The following is a 19,116-nucleotide window of genomic DNA, read 5'->3' as shown; positions in this document are numbered from 1 at the left end:
CCACCCCTACAACCCGCAGCACACGGGGGTTAAATTTGTCACTTTCATTTATGAACTTTGGTTATTGCATTTTTTACCTTCTCTTTTGAATCAATTTTCTGCATCATTGATAATATTAACTTTTCGCTTCAGGGTGAGCTTATGTCTAACATTGATGCAACAGCCGTGGCACAGCGTATTGATACTGTGCTGGATATTCTTGTCGCGGGCGATTATCACTCTGCTATCCGTAATCTTGAGATCCTCAAGTCTGAACTGCTGGCTGAGAACGGCACTGATAACGCATCAGAATCCACTCAACCAAAAGCCCCGTGGGAAGTGTAACCACGTCGTTTTCGCCCTTGCCTTTTAAATGGATGCTATGAATTCCCGACAACAAATCATTTTGCAGATGGTGATCGATCAGGGACGCGTAAGCGTAGTCGATCTCGCTAAAGCTACCGGCGTTTCTGAAGTCACCATTCGTCAGGATCTGAATCTTCTGGAAAAACAGAGCTACCTGCGGCGTGCGCACGGATATGCCGTTCCACTGGACAGCGACGACGTTGAAACCCGCATGATGAACAATTTTGCGCTCAAGCGGGAACTGGCGGAGTTTGCTGCATCCTTAGTGAATAACGGTGAGACCGTCTTTATTGAAAATGGCAGCAGTAACGCCCTTCTGGCGCGCACGCTTGCCGATCAAAAAGACGTTACCATCATTACCGTAAGCAGCTATATCGCCCATCTGTTGAAGGAAACTCGCTGCGAGGTCATTCTGCTGGGCGGCATTTACCAGAAGAAAAGCGAAAGCATGGTGGGGCCATTAACGCGTCAATATGTTCAGCAGGTTCACTTCAGTAAGGCATTCATTGGCATTGACGGCTGGCAGCCCGACACCGGCTTTACCGGTCGCGACATGATGCGTTCAGACGTGGTGAACGCCGTACTCGCCAAAGAGTGTGAAGCGATTGTGCTGACCGATAGCTCTAAGTTTGGCGCCGTACACCCTTATACGATGGGTCCGGCTTCGCGCTTCAGCCGTGTGATCACGGATGAGCGTTTACGCGATGAATATCGCCAGCAATTAGAACAAGACGGCCTGACTGTCGATATTGTGAAAAAAACGGCCTGATTATCCTGCTGCGCCCGAATAATGGGCGCACTTAAACCTTTCTCTGAGAGTATTCCGACCCTTCCTTTAAGAGTTTTTACCTGTTGAAACTGTTCTAAACACGTAAAATTAATATTAGCGATATAACAGGAAGTGACTATCACCTGCGTGATGATGTAACGCCTGCGCGACCAGCTTTCACGGGAACAGAATTTAAGTATGGATATTGTCTATACTTAAAGTGCATTCCTTTCCGTGAATCGATAATTCAGGAGAAAGTATTATGACCTTTACCAGCAAAAAATTAGCCGCCGCTGTTCTGGCAATCACTGTAGCAATGTCTCTGAGCGCTTGCTCTAACTGGTCTAAACGTGACCGTAACACCGCGATTGGTGCCGGTGCTGGTGCGCTTGGTGGTGCAGTATTAACGGATGGTAGTACGCTGGGTACATTAGGTGGTGCTGCCGTAGGTGGTATTATCGGTCACCAGGTGGGCAAATAATCACCATAACGGCTCTCACCGGTATAATAATATATTTTGTATTTTCAGGTCTGACTTACGCACGTAAAAAAAAGAGCCACGGCAATGTCCGTGGCTCATTTATTTTAACCGCCCGCCAGTTTGACTTTCATACCTTTGGCTTCCAGGAGCGTTTTAATTAAATCCCGCTTATCGCCCTGAATCTCAATTATGCCGTCTTTTACTGCCCCACCGCATCCGCACTTCTTTTTAAGCTCAGCGGCGAGCTTTACCAGCTCTGCATCATCCAGATCAATGCCGGTGATAACGCAAACGCCTTTCCCTTTTCTGCCACTGGTCTGGCGCTGAATACGCACGATTCCATCGCCTTTCGGACGTTCAGCTTTCTCTTTTGGCTCTTCAATGCGCCCGGTATCTGTTGAATAGACCAGACGAGTGTTGGCATCACGCATTATGCCCCCTTTTTCAGTGATGCATTAATCGCTTTCAGAGTCTCTGCCGGATAAGCGGATTGCGTCACCGGGCGACCAATTACCATATAGTCTACCCCCGCGCTCAGCGCCTGCTCTGGCGTCATGATGCGTCGCTGATCCCCTGACTCGCTGCCTGCCGGACGGATACCTGGCGTCACCAGTTTAAATTCGCGGCCTAACTCAGATTTGAAGCGAACCGCCTCCTGAGCTGAACAGACCACGCCATCAAGCCCACACTGTTGCGTGAGGCGCGCCAGACGCTCCGCATGTTCGGCAGGTGACAACGTCACACCCAGGTCACGAAGGTCAGATTCATCCATACTGGTCAGCACGGTGACGGCGATAAGAAGCGGAGCGTCATTGCCAAACGGCACCAGCGCTTCGCGCGCAGCCGTCATCATACGTGCCCCACCGGAGGCATGAACGTTAACCATCCACACACCCAGTTCAGCCGCCGCAGCAACGGCGTGGGCAGTGGTATTCGGAATATCGTGGAATTTCAGGTCGAGGAAAACGTCGAAACCACGCTGGTGCAGATCGCGGACGATTTGCGGACCGAACAGCGTAAACATCTCTTTGCCTACTTTAAGACGGCAATCCCGGGGATCAATACCATCAACAAAGGCCAGTGCGGCGTCACGGTTATTGTAATCCAGAGCAACAACTACAGGAGAATCGGTAACTACGCGGGAAGTGGAGGAAGTAACAGACGTCATGACCAGCCCTTTTCGTCTATGGGCGCGCAGCGGCGCGGAACAGATAAACGGCGTGCATTCTACCTGCCCTCGGGGTAAATGAACAGAATCGAATGCTTTTCCTGCCGAACCACAGACCGCACGGTGCTGAAAGCAATAATGCACTCTTTAGTATGTTGTAACTAAAATGGAGTGTTTTAAAAAATCACTGCCCGTCCAGACCACGAATTGGCTTGATGGTGGACCAGGCCCGGCAGGAAGGGCAATGCCAGTAGAGCGAATAGGCGGTGAAGCCGCATTTCTGGCAGCGATAGCGCGGCTTGCTCCGCACCTGTTCACCGACCATGTCTCGCAGCACCATCAGGCTCTCTTTAGCGCGCCCTTCTTCTGCATCGTTAAGATGATAATCCATCAGCTTGTGGAAGACGCGCATCGTCGGATGGCGCTGCAACTGACGGGTAATGTATACCTGGGCGGTATCACTCCCTTCGTGCTCTTCGACGACATCCGACAGCATCAGCTCGGCTGTGGCACCGGTGTTTTCTTCAACACAGCGGCGCAGGAATGCAACCCACTCGTCCTGCTTACCTAACTGCTGATAGCAGGTTTGCAGCATTTCCAGTGTTTCGCTGACCAGCTCTTTGTCCTGATCGATAACGCGAAGCAGGCTTTCCACGGCTTTGGCGTAATCACCATTAGCCATAAAGACCCGCCCCATCATTATCGAGATGCGGGCGCTGTTGCGATCGGCCGCGGCGCCTTTTTTTAGCAATGCCATGGCCTTATCCATGTCATCGCTACCCATTTGCTGAAGGGCCAGCTCGCAGTAAAAATGGGCAATTTCGACGCGCTGTTTGTCTTTGCCGAGTTTGACCAGCCGTTCGGCGGTATCAATCGCTTTTTGCCAGTCGCTGGTTGCCTGGTAGATTTGCAGAAGTTGCTGAAGCGCACCGATACGGAAATCGGTCTCATCCACCAGCTGAGAGAACATATCTTCTGCGCGATCGTACAGGCCCGCCGCCATGTAATCTCTGCCCAACTGCTGCACGGCCAGCAACCGTTGCTCATAGGTCAACGATGCGCTTTCCATCAGGGTCTGGTGGATACGGATGGCACGGTCAACCTCTCCGCGCGAGCGGAACAGGTTTCCCAGGGTGAGATGCGCCTCTACGGTGCCGGTATCCTCTTTGAGCATGTCGAGGAACAGATCGACCGCTTTATCCTGCTGATTGCTCAGCAGGAAGTTCACCCCCGCAACGTAGTCACGGGAGAGTCGGTTTGCTTCATCCTGTTTTGTTTGTTGCGCGCTTCTGCGGCCCATATACCAGCCATAGGCTGCGGCGACAGGCAAAAGCAGAAACAACAACTCCAGCATATTCGATTATTCCTTGACTACCGGCACACCAGAGCTCGCCGGAATGTCAGTCGCAGGCGTAAGTTGATGTTCAAGTCGTTTAATTTTACGTTCAGCGCGAACAAGGGAAACACGAACCTTAAGCCAGAACAGGCCACATACAAGCCAGCCGATGACAAAACCCGCTGCGAATAACACAGCCAGCAGGCTCGACACCCGGTACTCGCCCTGCGCCAGCAGATAGTTGAAACTTACCTGTTGATCGTTTTGCGCGCCCAATGTGACTGAAATGACAAAAATCGCCAACACCAGTAAGAAAATGAGTAAATATTTCACATGACTTCCCGTTATGTGGTTCGAGCGTATAAAGCGTGTTCAACTCACTGCAATCAGCCTTATAAGCTACCATTTTAGTGGCGGGCGCGAAACGGAAAAAGTAATGCGCCCTTCATGGATTTATGGTCAAAATGCGGAATATCAAGCTTCAGGTTCCACCTGACTCCCTTTCGGCTATTTCTTCCTTCTCTTCCTGCGGTGGCGTCAGAGGCCCACAGAAACGTTGTGCAAGCCAGGTCGCCAGCGTCACCAGTACCCACGAAATCAGCGTAGCCACCACCAAATCACGCGGCCAGTGCATCCCCAGCAGCATCCGGCTGCCCATTACGCCTGTCGCCCAGACCAGCAAAATCGCAATCGTGAGGGTACGTCGACGTGGCCAAAGCAGCCCCACGCCGAGTAGCGCCCAGCTGGCAGCAAACATCGTATGTCCGGAAGGAAACGCAAAGCCGGTCTCTTTTTGCCAGTGTTTGCGTAAAAATGTCGGGATATCCTGCTGTTCCGCAAGCTGTTCTTTCACCAACGCCCCGCGATCCTTACGCTTTAAAGTGTAGAACTCATCTACCGGAATATGGTGCGTTTTTTCCAGCCAGATAACAAAGGGACGGGGTTCCTGCACGCGATCTTTCACCCACGACTTCACCCCCTGCCCGACAAGAATGGCGCCTCCGAGAATGGCAAATAATACCAGCGCCGCGCGAAGACGAAAGCGCAGGCACCACAGGAACCAGGCACAGAGCAGCACGTGCGTAATAATCCCCCAGGGCTGGGTGACCGTCTCAGTTATCCAGTATAAGGTTTTCAGCCACGTCTCGTTTTGTCCGGGCTTCCACATCCAGCCGGAGAACCAAACGATCAGGGGTATAACAAGCAATACGGCGGCGCCTGCGGCCGTGCGTCTGGCAATTGAAAGCATGTCCTCTCCTTTTTCACTAAGCACCACAATCATAACTGAATTTCCACCTTCTGGTGGATATGTCGGATCGTGCGTTTAACGTCCGTATAGCGTGGTGGTGATTAGGTGAAGTAGCCGGGCTTGTGGCAAAATAGTCCAATACAGAAAGCAAAATGGGGCAAAGGCACGAAACGTGTCAGCCTGGTATGGAGAATCACATGCAGCTTAAACGTGTGGCAGAAGCCAAACTGCCAACCCCATGGGGCGATTTCCTGATGGTGGGTTTTGAAGAACTGGCAACCGGACAAGATCACGTCGCCCTGGTATACGGTGACATTTCGGGGCAGACGCCGGTACTGTCCCGCGTTCATTCTGAGTGTCTGACCGGTGACGCGCTCTTCAGCCTGCGCTGTGACTGCGGTTTCCAGCTCGAAGCCGCTCTTTCTCATATTGCAGAGGAAGGACGTGGCGTGCTGCTGTATCACCGCCAGGAAGGACGCAATATCGGTCTGCTGAATAAAATCCGCGCCTACGCGTTGCAGGATCAGGGCTATGATACCGTCGAAGCCAACCATCAGCTCGGCTTTGCTGCTGACGAGCGCGATTTCACCCTCTGCGCAGATATGTTCAAGCTGCTGGGCGTGGACGAAGTGCGTCTGTTGACCAATAACCCGAAAAAAGTGGAGATCCTCACTGAAGCGGGCATCAATATCGTTGAACGCGTGCCGCTGATTGTTGGCCGCAATCCGAAAAACGCGCACTACCTCGATACCAAAGCTGCAAAGATGGGGCACCTGCTGAGCGAGTAAACGCAAAACGCCCGGCACTTCTGCCGGGCGAGTTTTATTAGTCCAGCATCTTTCGAATCACATAATGTAAAATGCCGTCGTTCTGGTAATAGGTTAGCTCTGTTGCCGTATCAATACGACACCGACAATCCAGCACTTCTGTTGTACCATCTGCCCGCGTTAACTTCACCGGAACGGTTTTACCCGGTTGCAGATTTTGCAGACCGCTGATATCAATCTGCTCTTCCCCGGTCAAACCCAGCGTTTTACGCGTTACGCCCTGCGGAAACTCCAGCGGCAGGATCCCCATCCCGATCAGGTTTGAGCGGTGGATACGTTCAAAGGATTCGGCAATCACCACGCGAACCCCGAGCAGACGTGGACCTTTAGCCGCCCAGTCGCGACTGGAACCAGAGCCGTACTCTTTACCGGCAATAACGGCCAGTGGCGTACCCTCCTGCTGATACTTCATGGCTGCGTCATAAATTGAAATGACCTCTGTATCTGGCAGGTGGCGCGTCATGCCCCCTTCCACGCCCGGGACCATTTCATTACGAATGCGGATGTTGGCAAATGTCCCGCGCATCATCACTTCGTGGTTACCGCGGCGCGAACCGTAGGAGTTAAAATCGCGACGTTCCACGCCACGGCTTTGCAGATACCGACCTGCCGGACTGTCCGCTTTGATGCTCCCCGCTGGTGAGATATGGTCAGTGGTGACGGAATCGCCCAGCATCGCCAGAATGCGCGCGCCGTGTATATCTTTCAGCGGTGCAGGCTCCGCCAGCATTTCATCGAAGAAGGGCGACAGGCGAATATAGGTGGAATCATCCTGCCAGTCATAGGTATCGGAACCCACCACGTCGATCGCTTTCCATTCCGCTGTACCTTCGAACACTTCCGCATACTCTTTGCGGAACATCTCGGTGGAAACTTTCTCTACCGCGCGCGCAATTTCACGCGATGATGGCCAGATGTCTTTCAGATAGACAGGTTCATTTTTGCGATCGTGACCAATCGGATCGGTCGCCAGGTTAATGTTCATGTTTCCGGCCAGAGCATAGGCTACAACCAGCGGCGGCGAGGCCAGCCAGTTGGTTTTCACCAGCGGATGAATACGCCCCTCAAAGTTTCGGTTACCGGAAAGTACCGCGCCAACGGTCAAATCACCCTGCTTGATCGCCACTTCAATAGGCTCAGGCAGTGGACCAGAGTTACCGATGCAGGTCGTACAGCCGTAGCCCACAAGGTTAAAGCCCAACTCGTCGAGGTACGGCGTGAGTCTGGCCTGCGCCAGGTAATCGGAAACCACTTTCGAACCAGGCGCCAGGGACGCCTTAACCCACGGCTGTGGCTTGAGTCCCAGTTCTACCGCTTTTTTTGCCAGCAGCCCGGCAGCCATTAACACACTCGGGTTGGACGTGTTGGTACAGGAAGTGATAGCGGCGATCACCACGGCGCCGTCAGGGAGCTGATACTGATGCCCGTTCAGAACATAGTCCACCGGACGGTGATCTTTTTGCGCGGCGTTAACCTCCAGCTCATTGCTGGCGGCAAAGGCTTTCGGAACGTTGCTCAGGGCGACGCGGTCCTGCGGTCGTTTCGGCCCTGCCAGACTTGCTTCAACGGTGCCCATATCCAGCTCCAGCGTGCTGGTAAATACCGGCTCGTCACCCGGGTTACGCCACATGCCCTGCGCTTTGGTGTAGGCCTCTACGAGCGCCACCTGCTCCTCGCTGCGACCACTGAGGCGCATATACTCAAGCGTAACGCTATCAATCGGGAAAAAGCCGCAGGTCGCACCATATTCCGGCGCCATGTTGGCGATGGTGGCCCGGTCCGCCAGCGGCAGTGAATCCAGACCATCACCATAAAATTCAACGAATTTACCCACCACGCCATGCTTACGCAGCATCTGGGTGACCGTCAGAACCAGATCCGTGGCGGTAATGCCTTCGGACAATTTACCGGTCAGCTTAAAGCCCACCACATCGGGAATGAGCATCGATACCGGCTGGCCGAGCATGGCCGCTTCCGCTTCAATACCACCGACGCCCCAGCCCAGAACGCCAAGGCCGTTAATCATGGTCGTGTGTGAATCGGTGCCCACCAGCGTATCCGGGTAAGCCACCCACTCTTTATCCTGCAATTCTCTCCAGACGGCTTTGCCGAGATATTCCAGGTTGACCTGGTGACAAATGCCGGTGCCTGGTGGAACAACGCTGAAGCGGCTGAACGCCTGCTGACCCCATTTGAGGAAGACATAGCGTTCATGGTTACGTTCCATCTCCAGACGGACGTTTTCACCGAAAGCATCGTCGTCACCAAAGTGATCGACGGTGACGGAGTGGTCGATGACGAGGTCTACCGGTGAGAGCGGGTTCACCTTAGCCGTATCGCCCCCGAGACGCTTAACAGCTTCACGCATGGCGGCCAAGTCCACAACCGCCGGCACGCCGGTGAAATCCTGCATCAATACCCTGGCCGGGCGGTAGGCAATTTCTTTGTCTGCATGAGCATTTTTCAGCCACCCTGCCAGAGCCTGGATATCCTCCTCGGTAACCGAGTCGCCATCTTGCCAGCGCAAGAGGTTTTCCAGTAGTACTTTCAACGACTTGGGTAACCGCGAAATGTCCCCAAGCGTCCTGGCAGCCAGCGGTAAGCTGTAGTAGCGCCAGGTTTTATTTTCCGCCTGTAATGTGTCCTTACTGGCTTCGCGTAGGGTTAACGACATAAGCTCCTCCTTAAAAACAGGGATGTCCTGACAATCATCAGGGCTGTAATTAAAGATAACACAAAGATGTCGTAACGTTTTGATAACAACCCAAATTGATAAATTTAGGAATGGTCCAACGCGAGGGATTAAACAAAAAACCCCGCCGTGGCGAGGTTTTACGATTTAGTGCAGGGCCAGCCAGAGGAGCTGACACCAGAAGAGGATCGACGCTGAGAATACGCCGAGCCATGACCAGTATTTTACGGTTGTCATGTTATTCATCATAGGGACACCAGACTTTAATTATTTAAGGATGCGAGGTCTGCCCTCGTTCTATATTGCTGATGTGTATTTATTAAGGAGTACAAAAGTGCACAGTCTTTATTCAGACTATTTGCATCATTACGCAAAAATCAAAATTATTGTTTTTTGGGTTCGTCTTCTGCGAACACATCAATAAAGGCCTGCTGCTGTGGCGTCAGTTGCCAGGAGGCTGGCACGCTGGTTCCTGGCGCCTTACGCGCTTTGTGAGCATTGTCACGAAGCTGACACATCTCTTTTCTCGCGTCAGTACGCACCGTCATGACCATATTCAACCCCAATATTTCCAGACGAGAAGAGCAACAACCACCCAGAACAGGGCAGAGCCGAGAAAGACCGCCAGCCAGGCTTTACGCTTAAGCGCGGGATCCCTTTGCGGTTCTTCACTTCCTGACGGCATTGCTAACCTCATACAATCGATATCGCTTATCATTTAGAGACCAAACAATTGGCACAAGTAATCATCTGATGAGATAAATCCTAAAGAAACTTTAGCCGAAAAGCCAGTGAATTTACGAATCTGAGCCTGGGAAAATTCAATCTTTTGACCAGAAATAAATAATTGAAAAGAATAATTTGCACACCTGTAAATTAGTTTCTACTTTTGTCGCAAATTTGCGACAGTAAAACCCTATTCATCAAATGGGTTATGACGATATATGACAGTAGGCGCAGATGAGGTTAATTCTAATTTAGATTTAAAGGGGGAAACCGGTATCTTTCCAGAAGAGAAAGATACCGGGTGTAATTATTTGGCAGGAAGTTTGATGTCTTTAAACATCTCTTCGATGTCTTCATTGGAGCGTAACGCCACGGCCGTGTCGACCACGTCACGCGTTAAATGCGGTGCGAAGCGCTGAATAAAATCATACATATAGCTGCGAAGGAACGTGCTGCGACGAAAACCTATCTTGGTGGTGCTGTGGCTGAAGATATCATGCGCGTCCAGACGCACCAGATCCGGGTCTGATACAGGATCCACCGCCATGCTGGCAATAACGCCTACGCCCAGACCCAGACGCACGTACGTTTTAATGACGTCCGCATCCGTTGCAGTGAAGACGATCCGTGGCGTTAAGCCGGCGCGGTTAAAGGCGGTGTCTAGCTCAGAACGGCCCGTAAATCCGAACGTATAGGTAACCAGCGGGTATTGCGCCAGCTCTTCGATTGTCACTTCGCCCTTCCCCGCCAGCGGATGATCGGGGGTCACGACAATAGAGCGGTTCCAGTGGTAGCACGGGAGCATGACCAGATCATCGTACAGATGAAGAGCTTCCGTCGCGATGGCAAAATCGGCATTGCCTTTAGACACGGCCTCTGCGATTTGCGTCGGTGAGCCCTGATGCATATGCAGGGAAACGCGGGGATAGCGTTCGATGAAACCTTTGATCACCCCGGGAAGCGCATAACGCGCCTGTGTGTGCGTGGTGGCAATATAAAGGGAGCCTTTATCCGGCCAGGTATGTTCCCCGGCGACGGATTTAATGGCGTCGACTTTGGAAAGCACTTCTCGTGCGATGCGAATGATTTCCTGCCCTGCCGGCGTGACCTGAGTCAGGTGCTTACCGCTGCGGGCAAATATCTGAATACCTAATTCATCCTCCAGCATACGCACCTGCTTACTGATGCCAGGCTGCGAGGTATAAAGACCTTCTGCGGTGGAAGAGACATTGAGGTTATGATTGACGACCTCAACGATATAGCGAAGCTGCTGTAATTTCATGCCAGACCATCCGATTTAGCGCATGCGTCAATCGCTTAATACGATTTGATAATAAGAAACGGGTTAACTATAACCACTATATCATTTATAGCCAGGCTGTATAGTACGGAACAAAAAATAATAACAACGTAATAAAAAAGGGCCGGAAGTCCGGCCCTTTCAAAGGTAAGTTACGGTAAGTGAAGATTATTTTTTACCTTCAACCCATTTCCCGTCGACAAAGAAGGCTGACCAACCGGTCGCTTTACCCTCTTTCTCTGCCGCCACGTACTGCTGCTTCGTTTTACGGCTAAAGCGCACCACGGTTTTGTTGCCTTCCGGATCCTGCTGTGGCGCATCGGCCAGGTAACGCAGTTTCTCCGGCAGACGGTCGCGGAAGCGGTACAGCTCTTCTACCAGCGGCGCACGGGTTTCGCGCGATTTCGGGAAGGTGTTGGCCGCCAGGAATACCCCGGCAGCGCCGTCACGCAGCACGAAATACGCATCTGACTTCTCGCACGGCAGCTCAGGAAGCGGAACCGGATCTTCCTTCGGCGGCGCAACTTCACCGTTACGCAGGATCTTACGCGTGTTTTTACAGTCGTCGTTGGTACATGCCATGTACTTACCGAAGCGTCCCATTTTCAGGTGCATTTCGGAACCACATTTCTCACACTCAACGATCGGACCGTCATAGCCCTTAATGCGGAACTCACCTTCTTCGATCTCATAACCGTCGCAGGTTGGGTTATTACCGCAAACGTGCAGTTTACGTTTTGGATCGATCAGGTAGCTGTCCATCGCCGTGCCGCATTTCTTACAGCGGCGCTTGGCGCGCAGTGCGTTGGTCTCCGCATCGTCACCTTCCAGCACGTTGAGAACTTCGTTCTCCGGCACGAGGTTGATAGTGGTTTTGCAACGCTCTTTCGGCGAAAGCGCATAACCAGAACAGCCGAGGAACACGCCCGTGGTTGCGGTACGGATCCCCATTTTACGGCCACAGGTTGGGCAGTCGATGCTGGTCAGTACCATCTGGTTAGGCAGCATGCCGCCTTCTTCAGGATCTTTCTCAGCTTTCTCAAGCTGGTTGGTAAAATCGCTGAAGAAGCTGTCGAGAACTTTCTTCCACTCGGCCTTATGGCTGGCAACCTCATCGAGACTGTCCTCCATCTGCGCGGTGAAGTCATAGTTCATCAACTCACGGAAGTTAGCTTCCAGACGGTCGGTAACAATCTCACCCATTTTTTCAGCATAGAAACGACGGTTCTCAACGCGAACGTATCCACGATCCTGAATGGTCGAAATGATCGACGCATAGGTAGACGGGCGACCGATGCCGCGTTTTTCCAGCTCTTTTACCAGCGACGCTTCGCTGAAACGCGCAGGCGGCTTGGTGAAGTGCTGGGCCGGTACCAGATCAACCAGCGACAGCTCGTCGCCTTTGTTGACGGAAGGCAGCGTTCTGTCTTCATCACCTTTACGCAGCGCAGGCATCACTTTTGTCCAGCCGTCGAAACGCAGAATGCGGCCGCGCGCTTTCAGGCGGAAATCACCCGCACCAACGGTCAGCGTAGTGGAGTCGTATTTCGCTGGCGTCATCTGGCAGGCCACGAACTGGCGCCAGATCAGCTGATACAGCTTCTGGGCGTCCGCTTCCATATCTTTAAGAGATTCCGCCAGAACGGAAACGTCAGAAGGACGGATCGCTTCGTGCGCTTCCTGAGAATTCTCTTTGCTGGCGTACTGATTAGGACTGTCCGGCAGGTATTTCTTACCGAAGTTGTCCTCGATATAGCCACGCACCATGCTGACAGCGTCCTGGCTCAGGTTGGTGGAGTCAGTACGCATGTAGGTGATGTAACCCGCTTCATACAAACGCTGGGCCATCATCATGGTTTTCTTCACGCCGTAACCCAGACGCGTACTTGCCGCCTGCTGAAGCGTTGACGTGATAAACGGTGCGCCAGGCTTGCTGCTGGTCGGTTTGTCTTCACGATCCAGCACCTGATAACGCGCTTTTTCCAGCAGCGCTACGGCGGCCATGGTCTGATCGCGATTTTCAGGACGGAACGGTTTGTCGTTGTGGTGGCTCACCTGCAACGGCAGCGCATCGCCGCCCGGCGTGGTGACATTCGCATCCACTTCCCAGAACTCTTCCGGGACAAACGCTTTGATCTCGCGTTCACGTTCGACAACAAGACGAACAGCCACAGACTGCACACGTCCCGCAGACAGGCCGCGAGCGACCTTTTTCCACAGCAACGGCGAAACCATGTAGCCTACAACGCGGTCCATAAAGCGACGCGCCTGCTGAGCGTTAACACGGTCGATATTCAGTTCACCCGGCTTTTCAAACGCCTGACGAATCGCATTCTTTGTAATTTCGTTAAACACTACACGGCTGTAGCGTTTGTCATCACCCCCAATCACTTCCCGCAGGTGCCATGCGATGGCCTCCCCTTCGCGGTCAAGGTCGGTTGCGAGATAAATGTGGTCTGCTTTTTCAGCAAGCTGTTTCAGCTCGTTAACGACTTTTTCTTTGCCTGGCAGCACTTCGTATTGTGCATCCCAGTTGTGCCATGGGTTAACACCCATGCGGTTGACAAGCGCGCTACGTTCATCCTTTTTAGGCTTTTTAGCCCCTTTGGTGGAGGTAGAGTCTGCGCTCTTTTTGCTGGCTGAGCCACTTGTCGGCAAATCGCGAATGTGACCAACGCTGGACTTAACCACGTAGTCATTGCCCAGATATTTATTGATCGTTTTGGCTTTTGCCGGGGACTCAACGATGACGAGAGCTTTACCCATATTCACCTTTACCTAATTTAATTCTTCCAGGAATACGCCGCACGTTGATTTCCCTTCCGCTGACGACGAGCCATTGATATTGCGACGTCGTCAGGGGATATCAACCCCTTTGTCTTACCGAACGTCAGTATGGCGACATCCAGGTCATTGAGTTTTCGGGTATTTTTCTCACATCAAAGTTCATTCGTGACGAATTCCCGGTCGAATGTCAAGCAATTCTGTTGCCAGAATGACGAAAGCGCACACTGTACCTGATAAAATTCGTTACGCAACTTTATTAGCATGCAAAAGCAAATCCCGCCAGCCAGCCCCTGTTCCTTATACCCGCGAATAGCAGGGAAAATTTGCCCCCGAAGCGACCCAGGCGTAGACTATTGTCACTGTTTAAGGAGTGGAATATGCAGAATACGACCCAACCCATTGACCGAGCTTCACTGCTTATCGAAGCAAACAAACTCATTCGCGACCATGAAGACACCCTGGCGGGGATTGAAGCGACTGGCGTGGAACAACGTAATGGCGTGCTGGTGTTCAGCGGTGAATACTTCCTTGATGAACAAGGGTTACCAACCCCGAAAAGCACCGCCGTGTTTAACATGTTTAAATACCTGGCGCATACCCTCTCAGAGAAGTACCACCTGGTCGATTAAAACGAAAACGCGAGGCATCTGCCTCGCGTTTTTCTTTACAGCAGCGGCTTTTGTCCGCGCTGCAACCAGCGTATCAGCAGGCGATCCGCGCTTTCTGCCGCACTATTGGTTAAACGGTCGAGCAGGCGCTTACGTCGGGTGAAGCGCACCCCCACCAGCTCACGACCTTCCATCAGGTTGAGCAGGAGGTCGTCGCTGGTACCCACTTCATCCACCAGCCCTTTCTCCTGCGCCTGCGTGCCGTACCAGTGTTCGCCCGTAGCCACCTGCTCAATGTCCAGCGTTGGGCGCATGCGGTGCACGAAATCCTTGAACAGATGGTGGGTTTCGTTCAGATCTTCCCGGAACTTCTGCCGTCCCTCTTCGGTATTTTCGCCGAGCAGCGTCAGCGTACGTTTGTACTGACCCGCCGTATGCAATTCGATGTCGATCTCTTTATTTTTCAGGAAACGATTGAAGTTAGGGATCTGCGCAACCACCCCAATCGAGCCGATAATGGAGAACGGTGCTGCGACGATTTTATCCGCCACGCACGCCATCATATAGCCGCCACTCGCCGCGACCTTATCTACCGCCACGGTGAGCGGGATCTGTTTATCCCGCAGACGTTGTAACTGCGAAGCCGCCAGTCCATACCCATGCACTACGCCGCCCGGGCTTTCAAGGCGTACCACCACCTGATCCTGGGCTGTCGCCACGGCCAGCACCGCGGTCACTTCCTCACGCAGAGAGGAGACTTCATGCGCATCCATGCTACCTTTAAAATCGAGCACATAGACGCGCGGTTTTGCGTCAGCCTGTGGCGTGGCGAGCTTAGCTTTCGCCTTCGCGGCTTTGGCGTCCTGCTTATGTTTTTTCTTCTGGGCTTTTAGCCACAGCTTCTGTTGATGATCGTCAAGCAGCGCCAGAGACATCTCTTCCCGCATCTCTTTATACTGCTCGCTCAGGCGGGTAATGCGTAACTCACCACGCTGACGCTTACGCTGCGTCAGGTTGACAATCAGGACGGCAATCACCGCGACAGCAATAACCACCGTAGCGATTTTGGCCAAAAACAACCCATACTGAGAAAGTAATTCCACGCGTTCCACCTTGATTTAACCACGAATCTTTCACGCCAGTGTACAACAGCCCTGCGCAGGCGTCTCGCTCTGGACATTAGCTCTGCGAGGCGGCTTCAGGAATCCCCCGTTTCTGGTTTAAATCTTTGCAAATTGTTAATTTCCCAGCGTTCTGTCCTGTAGACTGATTGAATTCTGACGCGGTTTCGGGCATAAAGCCGAAAAGTCATAAATAAAGGTGCAAGTCACGCCCAATGCGCCTGAGGAGCCACCGTGCATTATCAGCCACAAAAAAACCTTCTACAGAACCGCATCATTCTGGTTACCGGTGCCAGCGACGGGATTGGTCGCGAAGCGGCGCTGACTTATTCTGAATACGGTGCGAGCCTTATTCTGCTGGGACGTAATGAAGAAAAGCTCAAAGCCGTTGCCCGTGAAATCGAAAACGCCGGCGGTACCCCCACGCCCTGGTATACGCTCGATCTGCTGACCTGTACGTCAGCGTCATGTCAGGCCCTTGCCCAGCGCATTAGTACGCATTATTCGCGTCTGGACGGCGTACTGCACAACGCGGGGTTACTGGGCGAAGTGCGCCCGATGGATGAACAGGATCCGGAGATTTGGCAGCAAGTGATGCAGGTTAACGTCAATGGGACGTTTTTCCTGACCCAGGCCTTGCTTCCTTTATTACTTAACTCAGATTCCGGTTCGCTGGTGTTTACCTCCTCCAGCGTGGGGCGTCAGGGTCGTGCGAACTGGGGGGCTTACGCCGCCTCAAAATTTGCCACGGAAGGAATGATGCAGGTGCTGGCCGAAGAGTATCAAAACCGCCATCTGCGGGTTAACTGTATTAACCCTGGCGGTACGCGCACTAAAATGCGTGCCAGCGCGTTCCCGACAGAAGATCCGCAAAAGCTAAAAACCCCGGCCGATATTATGCCTCTTTACCTGTGGCTAATGGGTGACGACAGCCGTCGTAAAACCGGAATGACATTCGATGCTCAGCCAGGCCGCAAACCGGGGATATCGCAATGAGTGAAGACCGTCATCAGCAGCGCCAGCAGCGTCTGAAAGAACAGGTTGATGCACGCGTGGCGGCCGCTCAGGACGAGCGCGGGATCCTCATCGTGTTCACCGGCAACGGCAAAGGCAAAACCACCGCCGCATTCGGTACCGCCACCCGCGCAGTCGGGCACGGTCAGAAAGTGGGCGTGATCCAGTTTATCAAGGGTGAATGGCCCAACGGCGAGCGTAATCTGCTCGAACCGCAAGGTGTTGAGTTTCAGGTGATGGCGACCGGTTTTACCTGGGATACCCAGAACCGGGAAACAGATACCGCAGCCTGCCTCGCCGTCTGGGAGCATGCCAAAAGAATGCTCTCTGACCCGTCGCTGAACATGGTGTTGCTGGATGAGATCACCTATATGGTGGCCTATGACTACCTGCCGCTGGAAGCCGTGCTGGAGGCCCTCAGGAACCGCCCTGCACACCAGACGGCGATCGTCACGGGGCGCGGGTGTCATCGGGACATTCTGGAGCTGGCCGATACCGTCAGCGAACTGCGTCCGGTTAAGCATGCGTTCGATGCGGGTATCAAAGCGCAAATAGGGATTGATTACTGAAGAAAAAAGCCCGGTATATTCACCGGGCTTTTAGATTAACCGTTGTTATTACGGCTGCCAGAGCGGCGATTGCTGCTAACCTGGCTGTGACGTTTAACCGCACGGCGGATCTGATTCGCCTTCATACGACGACGATCTTTCTCTACCGCCACTTTCGACGTGGTTTCTGGCGTCAGGCCAACCAGATCGCGCAGGTAGTTGGTTTGCGTCAGATCCAGCTCGGTATAGCCGCCACGTGGCAGGCCTTTCGGCAGCAGGATGTCGCCATAGCGGACACGAATCAAACGGCTTACCTGGACACCGACCGCTTCCCACAGACGACGCACCTCGCGGTTACGTCCCTCTGTCAGGGTAACGTTGTACCACTGGTTAATGCCTTCACCACCGGTAAACTTGATGGTTTTGAACGCCGCTGGGCCGTCTTCCAGCTGAACGCCACGCGACAGATCGCGCAGTTTGTTCTCATCAACCTGGCCGAAAACACGAACGGCGTATTCACGCTCCACTTCACGACTCGGGTGCATCAGGCGGTTTGCCAGTTCACCATCGGTGGTGAACAGCAGCAGGCCACAGGTATTCACGTCCAGACGCCCTACGGCAATCCAGCGGGCGCCACGCAGTTTTGGCAGACGGTCGAACACCGTCGGGCGGCCTTCCGGATCGTTGCGGGTACACAGTTCGCCTTCCGGCTTGTAGTAAGCCAGCACGCGGCAGATCTGTTCAGCGGACTCTTTCACGGAGATAAGATGGCCGTCAATGCGGATCTTCAGCCCCGGTACGATTTCAACGCGGTCACCGAGTGTGGCGATTTTACCGTCCACACTCACGCGACCTGCTTCAATAATGGCTTCGATTTCACGGCGCGAACCGTGGCCGGCGCGCGCCAGCACTTTCTGTAACTTCTCGCTCATTGAGCTTCCTCAGGTGTCGCCTTCACAGGCGTCTGGTATACTTTCTAAAACAACGAGTTAGCTAATAAATCGACTTAACTCACTGATCTGTAACTCTTTCATGGTACACAGCATGGCAAACAACGTGTCACACAAGCTGTCACACACAATGATTCGTGGGCGCACATACTACACTAACTTTAGACTAAATGATTCAACAAGTTTTGTGCGTCTGAGTCTCGGTACTGATAGAGACACAGCTTCGCGGCGTGGATATGCGATCCTGGCGCTGGGATGAACTGGACAATGGTAGCAAGGTATTGCGTATCACCCACGACAAGACCAAAGAAGCGGTAGAAGTGGAGATGACGGAGACAGCAAGGGAGGTGCTCAAGGCTCGTTATAACGAGCGCGGGGATAACGTGTATGTATTCCAGAATGACAGCAACCGGACCAAGGGTAAGCCGATTAGCCGTTCCAAAATCCATGCTGAGATTGAGTATGCAGTGGACAAGCTCAAAATGCGGGGGCTTGCTTCCACAGGAAGCAGTGATCAGTATGCACTCGTCACGTAAGACCGTGGCTGCTATCGCTCACGCCCACGGCGAAGATCTTGAGGTGATTAGTAAGATGTTGGGGCATCGCTCCACCGAACATACCCGCGCCTACCTGGGGATTACTCAGGCCAAAGTAGACGCACTACGAACGAAGTATTCAACGGGCATTAAGAGAGGGACACGCACTTAGGGCATTTCATATTGATATCATGAGTGCCCAATGTTGGTAATTGAGATGGTATAATGCATACCAAATAGAATAAGACTTCGTGGAGTGTATTTATTTCACTGCAATACTCTGGATTAAAGACGTAAATTTTGAATCCAATCTTTTATTATTTGCTTTTAATCTCTCCAATTCAGAGTTAAAAACCTTATGATACTCCGCAATTTCATCTTCACTTAATGTATCAAAGTTATCAATTAATTTTAAACAAGTTGCTTTGGCGTCAAGCACGCACTGCTTATAGAAAGAGTCACGCTGTGAAATCAACTCATTCAAAATTACATTCTTTGGCTCTGCAAAGAGCGTGTTATTTCCTTGCAACTCTGAATCGCCACGGGTTTAACAGACACCTCAGAGTCATTTAAGATGGCTTAAAGAGAGGTGCCCATGAGCGGTAAGCGTTATCCCGAAGAGTTTAAAACTGAAGCAGTCAAACAGGTTGTTGATCGCG

Annotated in this window: 23 protein-coding genes; 9 read left to right on the top strand and 14 right to left on the bottom strand. The window is 52.6% G+C overall.

Annotated features, from left to right (window positions below; all coding sequences use genetic code 11):
• Window positions 1–141: 141 nt before the first annotated feature.
• The 3 genes from C3451_RS15100 (at window position 142) to osmB (ending at window position 1,595) form a co-directional block, all read left to right on the top strand.
• On the top strand, window positions 142–324 hold the full coding sequence (locus C3451_RS15100) for a hypothetical protein (RefSeq protein WP_022648315.1): 183 nt from the start codon (window positions 142–144) through the stop codon (window positions 322–324).
• Between the two features lie 37 nt (window positions 325–361).
• The gene (locus C3451_RS15095) at window positions 362–1,114 is read left to right on the top strand and encodes a DNA-binding transcriptional regulator YciT (protein WP_022648316.1); all 753 of its coding nucleotides are present in this window, start codon (window positions 362–364) and stop codon (window positions 1,112–1,114) included.
• Window positions 1,115–1,376: 262 nt separating this feature from the next.
• A complete protein-coding gene (gene osmB, locus C3451_RS15090; protein WP_003856823.1) occupies window positions 1,377–1,595 on the top strand; it encodes an osmotically-inducible lipoprotein OsmB in 219 nt (72 codons plus the stop codon).
• Between the two features lie 104 nt (window positions 1,596–1,699).
• Here osmB and yciH read toward each other — a convergent pair whose 3' ends face one another.
• From yciH to pgpB, 5 genes are all read right to left on the bottom strand, one after another.
• The gene (yciH, locus tag C3451_RS15085) at window positions 1,700–2,026 is read right to left on the bottom strand and encodes a stress response translation initiation inhibitor YciH (RefSeq protein ID WP_045621563.1); all 327 of its coding nucleotides are present in this window, start codon (window positions 2,024–2,026) and stop codon (window positions 1,700–1,702) included.
• A complete protein-coding gene (gene pyrF / locus C3451_RS15080; RefSeq protein ID WP_032624129.1) occupies window positions 2,026–2,763 on the bottom strand; it encodes an orotidine-5'-phosphate decarboxylase in 738 nt (245 codons plus the stop codon). Before pyrF ends, yciH begins: the two co-directional genes overlap by 1 nt.
• Window positions 2,764–2,947: 184 nt before the next feature.
• Entirely contained in the window at window positions 2,948–4,117 is a 1,170-nt protein-coding gene (lapB, locus tag C3451_RS15075) for a lipopolysaccharide assembly protein LapB (RefSeq protein WP_003856819.1), read from the bottom strand.
• 6 nt (window positions 4,118–4,123) lie between these two features.
• Window positions 4,124–4,432: a LapA family protein gene (locus C3451_RS15070; RefSeq protein WP_006810839.1), complete on the bottom strand. Its 309-nt coding sequence runs from the start codon at window positions 4,430–4,432 to the stop codon at window positions 4,124–4,126.
• A gap of 148 nt (window positions 4,433–4,580) precedes the next feature.
• On the bottom strand, window positions 4,581–5,348 hold the full coding sequence (pgpB, locus tag C3451_RS15065; RefSeq protein WP_045621562.1) for a phosphatidylglycerophosphatase B: 768 nt from the start codon (window positions 5,346–5,348) through the stop codon (window positions 4,581–4,583).
• 197 nt (window positions 5,349–5,545) lie between these two features.
• Between pgpB and ribA the strand changes: the two genes are divergently transcribed.
• Window positions 5,546–6,136: a GTP cyclohydrolase II gene (ribA, locus tag C3451_RS15060; RefSeq protein ID WP_013096372.1), complete on the top strand. Its 591-nt coding sequence runs from the start codon at window positions 5,546–5,548 to the stop codon at window positions 6,134–6,136.
• Between the two features lie 37 nt (window positions 6,137–6,173).
• On the opposite strand, the gene acnA is transcribed toward ribA, so the two are convergent.
• The 6 genes from acnA to topA all read right to left on the bottom strand — a co-directional run bounded on the left by acnA (window position 6,174) and on the right by topA (window position 13,659).
• Window positions 6,174–8,849, bottom strand: coding sequence for an aconitate hydratase AcnA (acnA, locus tag C3451_RS15055; RefSeq protein ID WP_045621560.1), 2,676 nt, complete (start codon window positions 8,847–8,849; stop codon window positions 6,174–6,176).
• A gap of 165 nt (window positions 8,850–9,014) precedes the next feature.
• Window positions 9,015–9,113, bottom strand: coding sequence for a small membrane protein YmiC (ymiC, locus tag C3451_RS24555; protein ID WP_032103392.1), 99 nt, complete (start codon window positions 9,111–9,113; stop codon window positions 9,015–9,017).
• A gap of 137 nt (window positions 9,114–9,250) precedes the next feature.
• Window positions 9,251–9,415 carry a hypothetical protein gene (locus tag C3451_RS24335; RefSeq protein WP_162200559.1) on the bottom strand — a complete coding sequence of 55 codons (165 nt, stop codon included), beginning with the start codon at window positions 9,413–9,415 and terminating at the stop codon, window positions 9,251–9,253.
• A gap of 8 nt (window positions 9,416–9,423) precedes the next feature.
• On the bottom strand, window positions 9,424–9,564 hold the full coding sequence (locus tag C3451_RS15050) for a YmiA family putative membrane protein (protein WP_096168876.1): 141 nt from the start codon (window positions 9,562–9,564) through the stop codon (window positions 9,424–9,426).
• Between the two features lie 336 nt (window positions 9,565–9,900).
• Window positions 9,901–10,875: an HTH-type transcriptional regulator CysB gene (cysB, locus tag C3451_RS15045; RefSeq protein WP_006810844.1), complete on the bottom strand. Its 975-nt coding sequence runs from the start codon at window positions 10,873–10,875 to the stop codon at window positions 9,901–9,903.
• 186 nt (window positions 10,876–11,061) lie between these two features.
• Complete coding sequence (gene topA, locus C3451_RS15040; RefSeq protein ID WP_022648322.1) at window positions 11,062–13,659, bottom strand: type I DNA topoisomerase; 2,598 nt, start codon at window positions 13,657–13,659, stop codon at window positions 11,062–11,064.
• Between the two features lie 398 nt (window positions 13,660–14,057).
• Here topA and C3451_RS15035 point away from each other — a divergent pair, with 398 nt between their 5' ends.
• Entirely contained in the window at window positions 14,058–14,309 is a 252-nt protein-coding gene (locus C3451_RS15035; protein ID WP_003856804.1) for a YciN family protein, read from the top strand.
• A gap of 35 nt (window positions 14,310–14,344) precedes the next feature.
• Here the strand turns inward: C3451_RS15035 and sohB are convergent, their stop codons facing one another.
• On the bottom strand, window positions 14,345–15,391 hold the full coding sequence (sohB, locus tag C3451_RS15030) for a protease SohB (protein WP_045621558.1): 1,047 nt from the start codon (window positions 15,389–15,391) through the stop codon (window positions 14,345–14,347).
• Between the two features lie 252 nt (window positions 15,392–15,643).
• Between sohB and C3451_RS15025 the strand changes: the two genes are divergently transcribed.
• Window positions 15,644–16,405, top strand: a complete 762-nt coding sequence (locus C3451_RS15025; RefSeq protein WP_022648324.1) for a YciK family oxidoreductase — start codon at window positions 15,644–15,646, stop codon at window positions 16,403–16,405.
• Window positions 16,402–16,992: a cob(I)yrinic acid a,c-diamide adenosyltransferase gene (gene cobO, locus C3451_RS15020; protein WP_045308895.1), complete on the top strand. Its 591-nt coding sequence runs from the start codon at window positions 16,402–16,404 to the stop codon at window positions 16,990–16,992. Before C3451_RS15025 ends, cobO begins: the two co-directional genes overlap by 4 nt.
• 35 nt (window positions 16,993–17,027) lie before the next feature.
• Here cobO and rluB read toward each other — a convergent pair whose 3' ends face one another.
• Window positions 17,028–17,903: a 23S rRNA pseudouridine(2605) synthase RluB gene (rluB, locus tag C3451_RS15015; RefSeq protein WP_003856794.1), complete on the bottom strand. Its 876-nt coding sequence runs from the start codon at window positions 17,901–17,903 to the stop codon at window positions 17,028–17,030.
• A gap of 254 nt (window positions 17,904–18,157) precedes the next feature.
• Between rluB and C3451_RS24550 the strand changes: the two genes are divergently transcribed.
• Together C3451_RS24550 and C3451_RS24545 are read left to right on the top strand one after the other, a co-directional pair.
• Window positions 18,158–18,457: a hypothetical protein gene (locus C3451_RS24550; protein WP_233161276.1), complete on the top strand. Its 300-nt coding sequence runs from the start codon at window positions 18,158–18,160 to the stop codon at window positions 18,455–18,457.
• Window positions 18,441–18,629, top strand: coding sequence for a hypothetical protein (locus tag C3451_RS24545; protein ID WP_223862209.1), 189 nt, complete (start codon window positions 18,441–18,443; stop codon window positions 18,627–18,629). The genes C3451_RS24550 and C3451_RS24545 overlap by 17 nt, the downstream gene beginning before the upstream one ends.
• A 90-nt stretch (window positions 18,630–18,719) precedes the next feature.
• Here C3451_RS24545 and C3451_RS15005 read toward each other — a convergent pair whose 3' ends face one another.
• Window positions 18,720–18,986: a hypothetical protein gene (locus C3451_RS15005; RefSeq protein ID WP_124304342.1), complete on the bottom strand. Its 267-nt coding sequence runs from the start codon at window positions 18,984–18,986 to the stop codon at window positions 18,720–18,722.
• Between the last annotated feature and the right edge of the window lie 130 nt (window positions 18,987–19,116).

Origin of the sequence: Enterobacter sp. 301B, from assembly GCF_003850715.1 — a bacterium.
In the GTDB taxonomy this organism is placed as follows: Bacteria; Pseudomonadota; Gammaproteobacteria; order Enterobacterales; family Enterobacteriaceae; genus Enterobacter; species Enterobacter intestinihominis.
Note: the sequence above shows the minus strand (reverse complement) of the source record. Positions and strands in the feature narration are given on the sequence as shown.

Excerpts from the sequence above, each read along its gene's own strand:
- yciH (WP_045621563.1), bottom strand. The coding sequence starts at position 2,026 with ATGCGTGATGCCAACACTCGTCTGGTCTATTCAACAGATACCGGGCGC.
- ribA (WP_013096372.1), top strand. The coding sequence starts at position 5,546 with ATGCAGCTTAAACGTGTGGCAGAAGCCAAACTGCCAACCCCATGGGGC.
- C3451_RS15035 (WP_003856804.1), top strand. The coding sequence starts at position 14,058 with ATGCAGAATACGACCCAACCCATTGACCGAGCTTCACTGCTTATCGAA.
- acnA (WP_045621560.1), bottom strand. The coding sequence starts at position 8,849 with ATGTCGTTAACCCTACGCGAAGCCAGTAAGGACACATTACAGGCGGAA.
- osmB (WP_003856823.1), top strand. The coding sequence starts at position 1,377 with ATGACCTTTACCAGCAAAAAATTAGCCGCCGCTGTTCTGGCAATCACT.
- topA (WP_022648322.1), bottom strand. The coding sequence starts at position 13,659 with ATGGGTAAAGCTCTCGTCATCGTTGAGTCCCCGGCAAAAGCCAAAACG.
- C3451_RS24550 (WP_233161276.1), top strand. The coding sequence starts at position 18,158 with ATGCGATCCTGGCGCTGGGATGAACTGGACAATGGTAGCAAGGTATTG.
- C3451_RS15095 (WP_022648316.1), top strand. The coding sequence starts at position 362 with ATGAATTCCCGACAACAAATCATTTTGCAGATGGTGATCGATCAGGGA.
- cysB (WP_006810844.1), bottom strand. The coding sequence starts at position 10,875 with ATGAAATTACAGCAGCTTCGCTATATCGTTGAGGTCGTCAATCATAAC.
- cobO (WP_045308895.1), top strand. The coding sequence starts at position 16,402 with ATGAGTGAAGACCGTCATCAGCAGCGCCAGCAGCGTCTGAAAGAACAG.
- C3451_RS15100 (WP_022648315.1), top strand. The coding sequence starts at position 142 with ATGTCTAACATTGATGCAACAGCCGTGGCACAGCGTATTGATACTGTG.
- C3451_RS15050 (WP_096168876.1), bottom strand. The coding sequence starts at position 9,564 with ATGAGGTTAGCAATGCCGTCAGGAAGTGAAGAACCGCAAAGGGATCCC.
- pyrF (WP_032624129.1), bottom strand. The coding sequence starts at position 2,763 with ATGACGTCTGTTACTTCCTCCACTTCCCGCGTAGTTACCGATTCTCCT.
- C3451_RS24545 (WP_223862209.1), top strand. The coding sequence starts at position 18,441 with ATGCACTCGTCACGTAAGACCGTGGCTGCTATCGCTCACGCCCACGGC.
- lapB (WP_003856819.1), bottom strand. The coding sequence starts at position 4,117 with ATGCTGGAGTTGTTGTTTCTGCTTTTGCCTGTCGCCGCAGCCTATGGC.
- C3451_RS24335 (WP_162200559.1), bottom strand. The coding sequence starts at position 9,415 with ATGACGGTGCGTACTGACGCGAGAAAAGAGATGTGTCAGCTTCGTGAC.
- ymiC (WP_032103392.1), bottom strand. The coding sequence starts at position 9,113 with ATGAATAACATGACAACCGTAAAATACTGGTCATGGCTCGGCGTATTC.
- rluB (WP_003856794.1), bottom strand. The coding sequence starts at position 17,903 with ATGAGCGAGAAGTTACAGAAAGTGCTGGCGCGCGCCGGCCACGGTTCG.
- pgpB (WP_045621562.1), bottom strand. The coding sequence starts at position 5,348 with ATGCTTTCAATTGCCAGACGCACGGCCGCAGGCGCCGCCGTATTGCTT.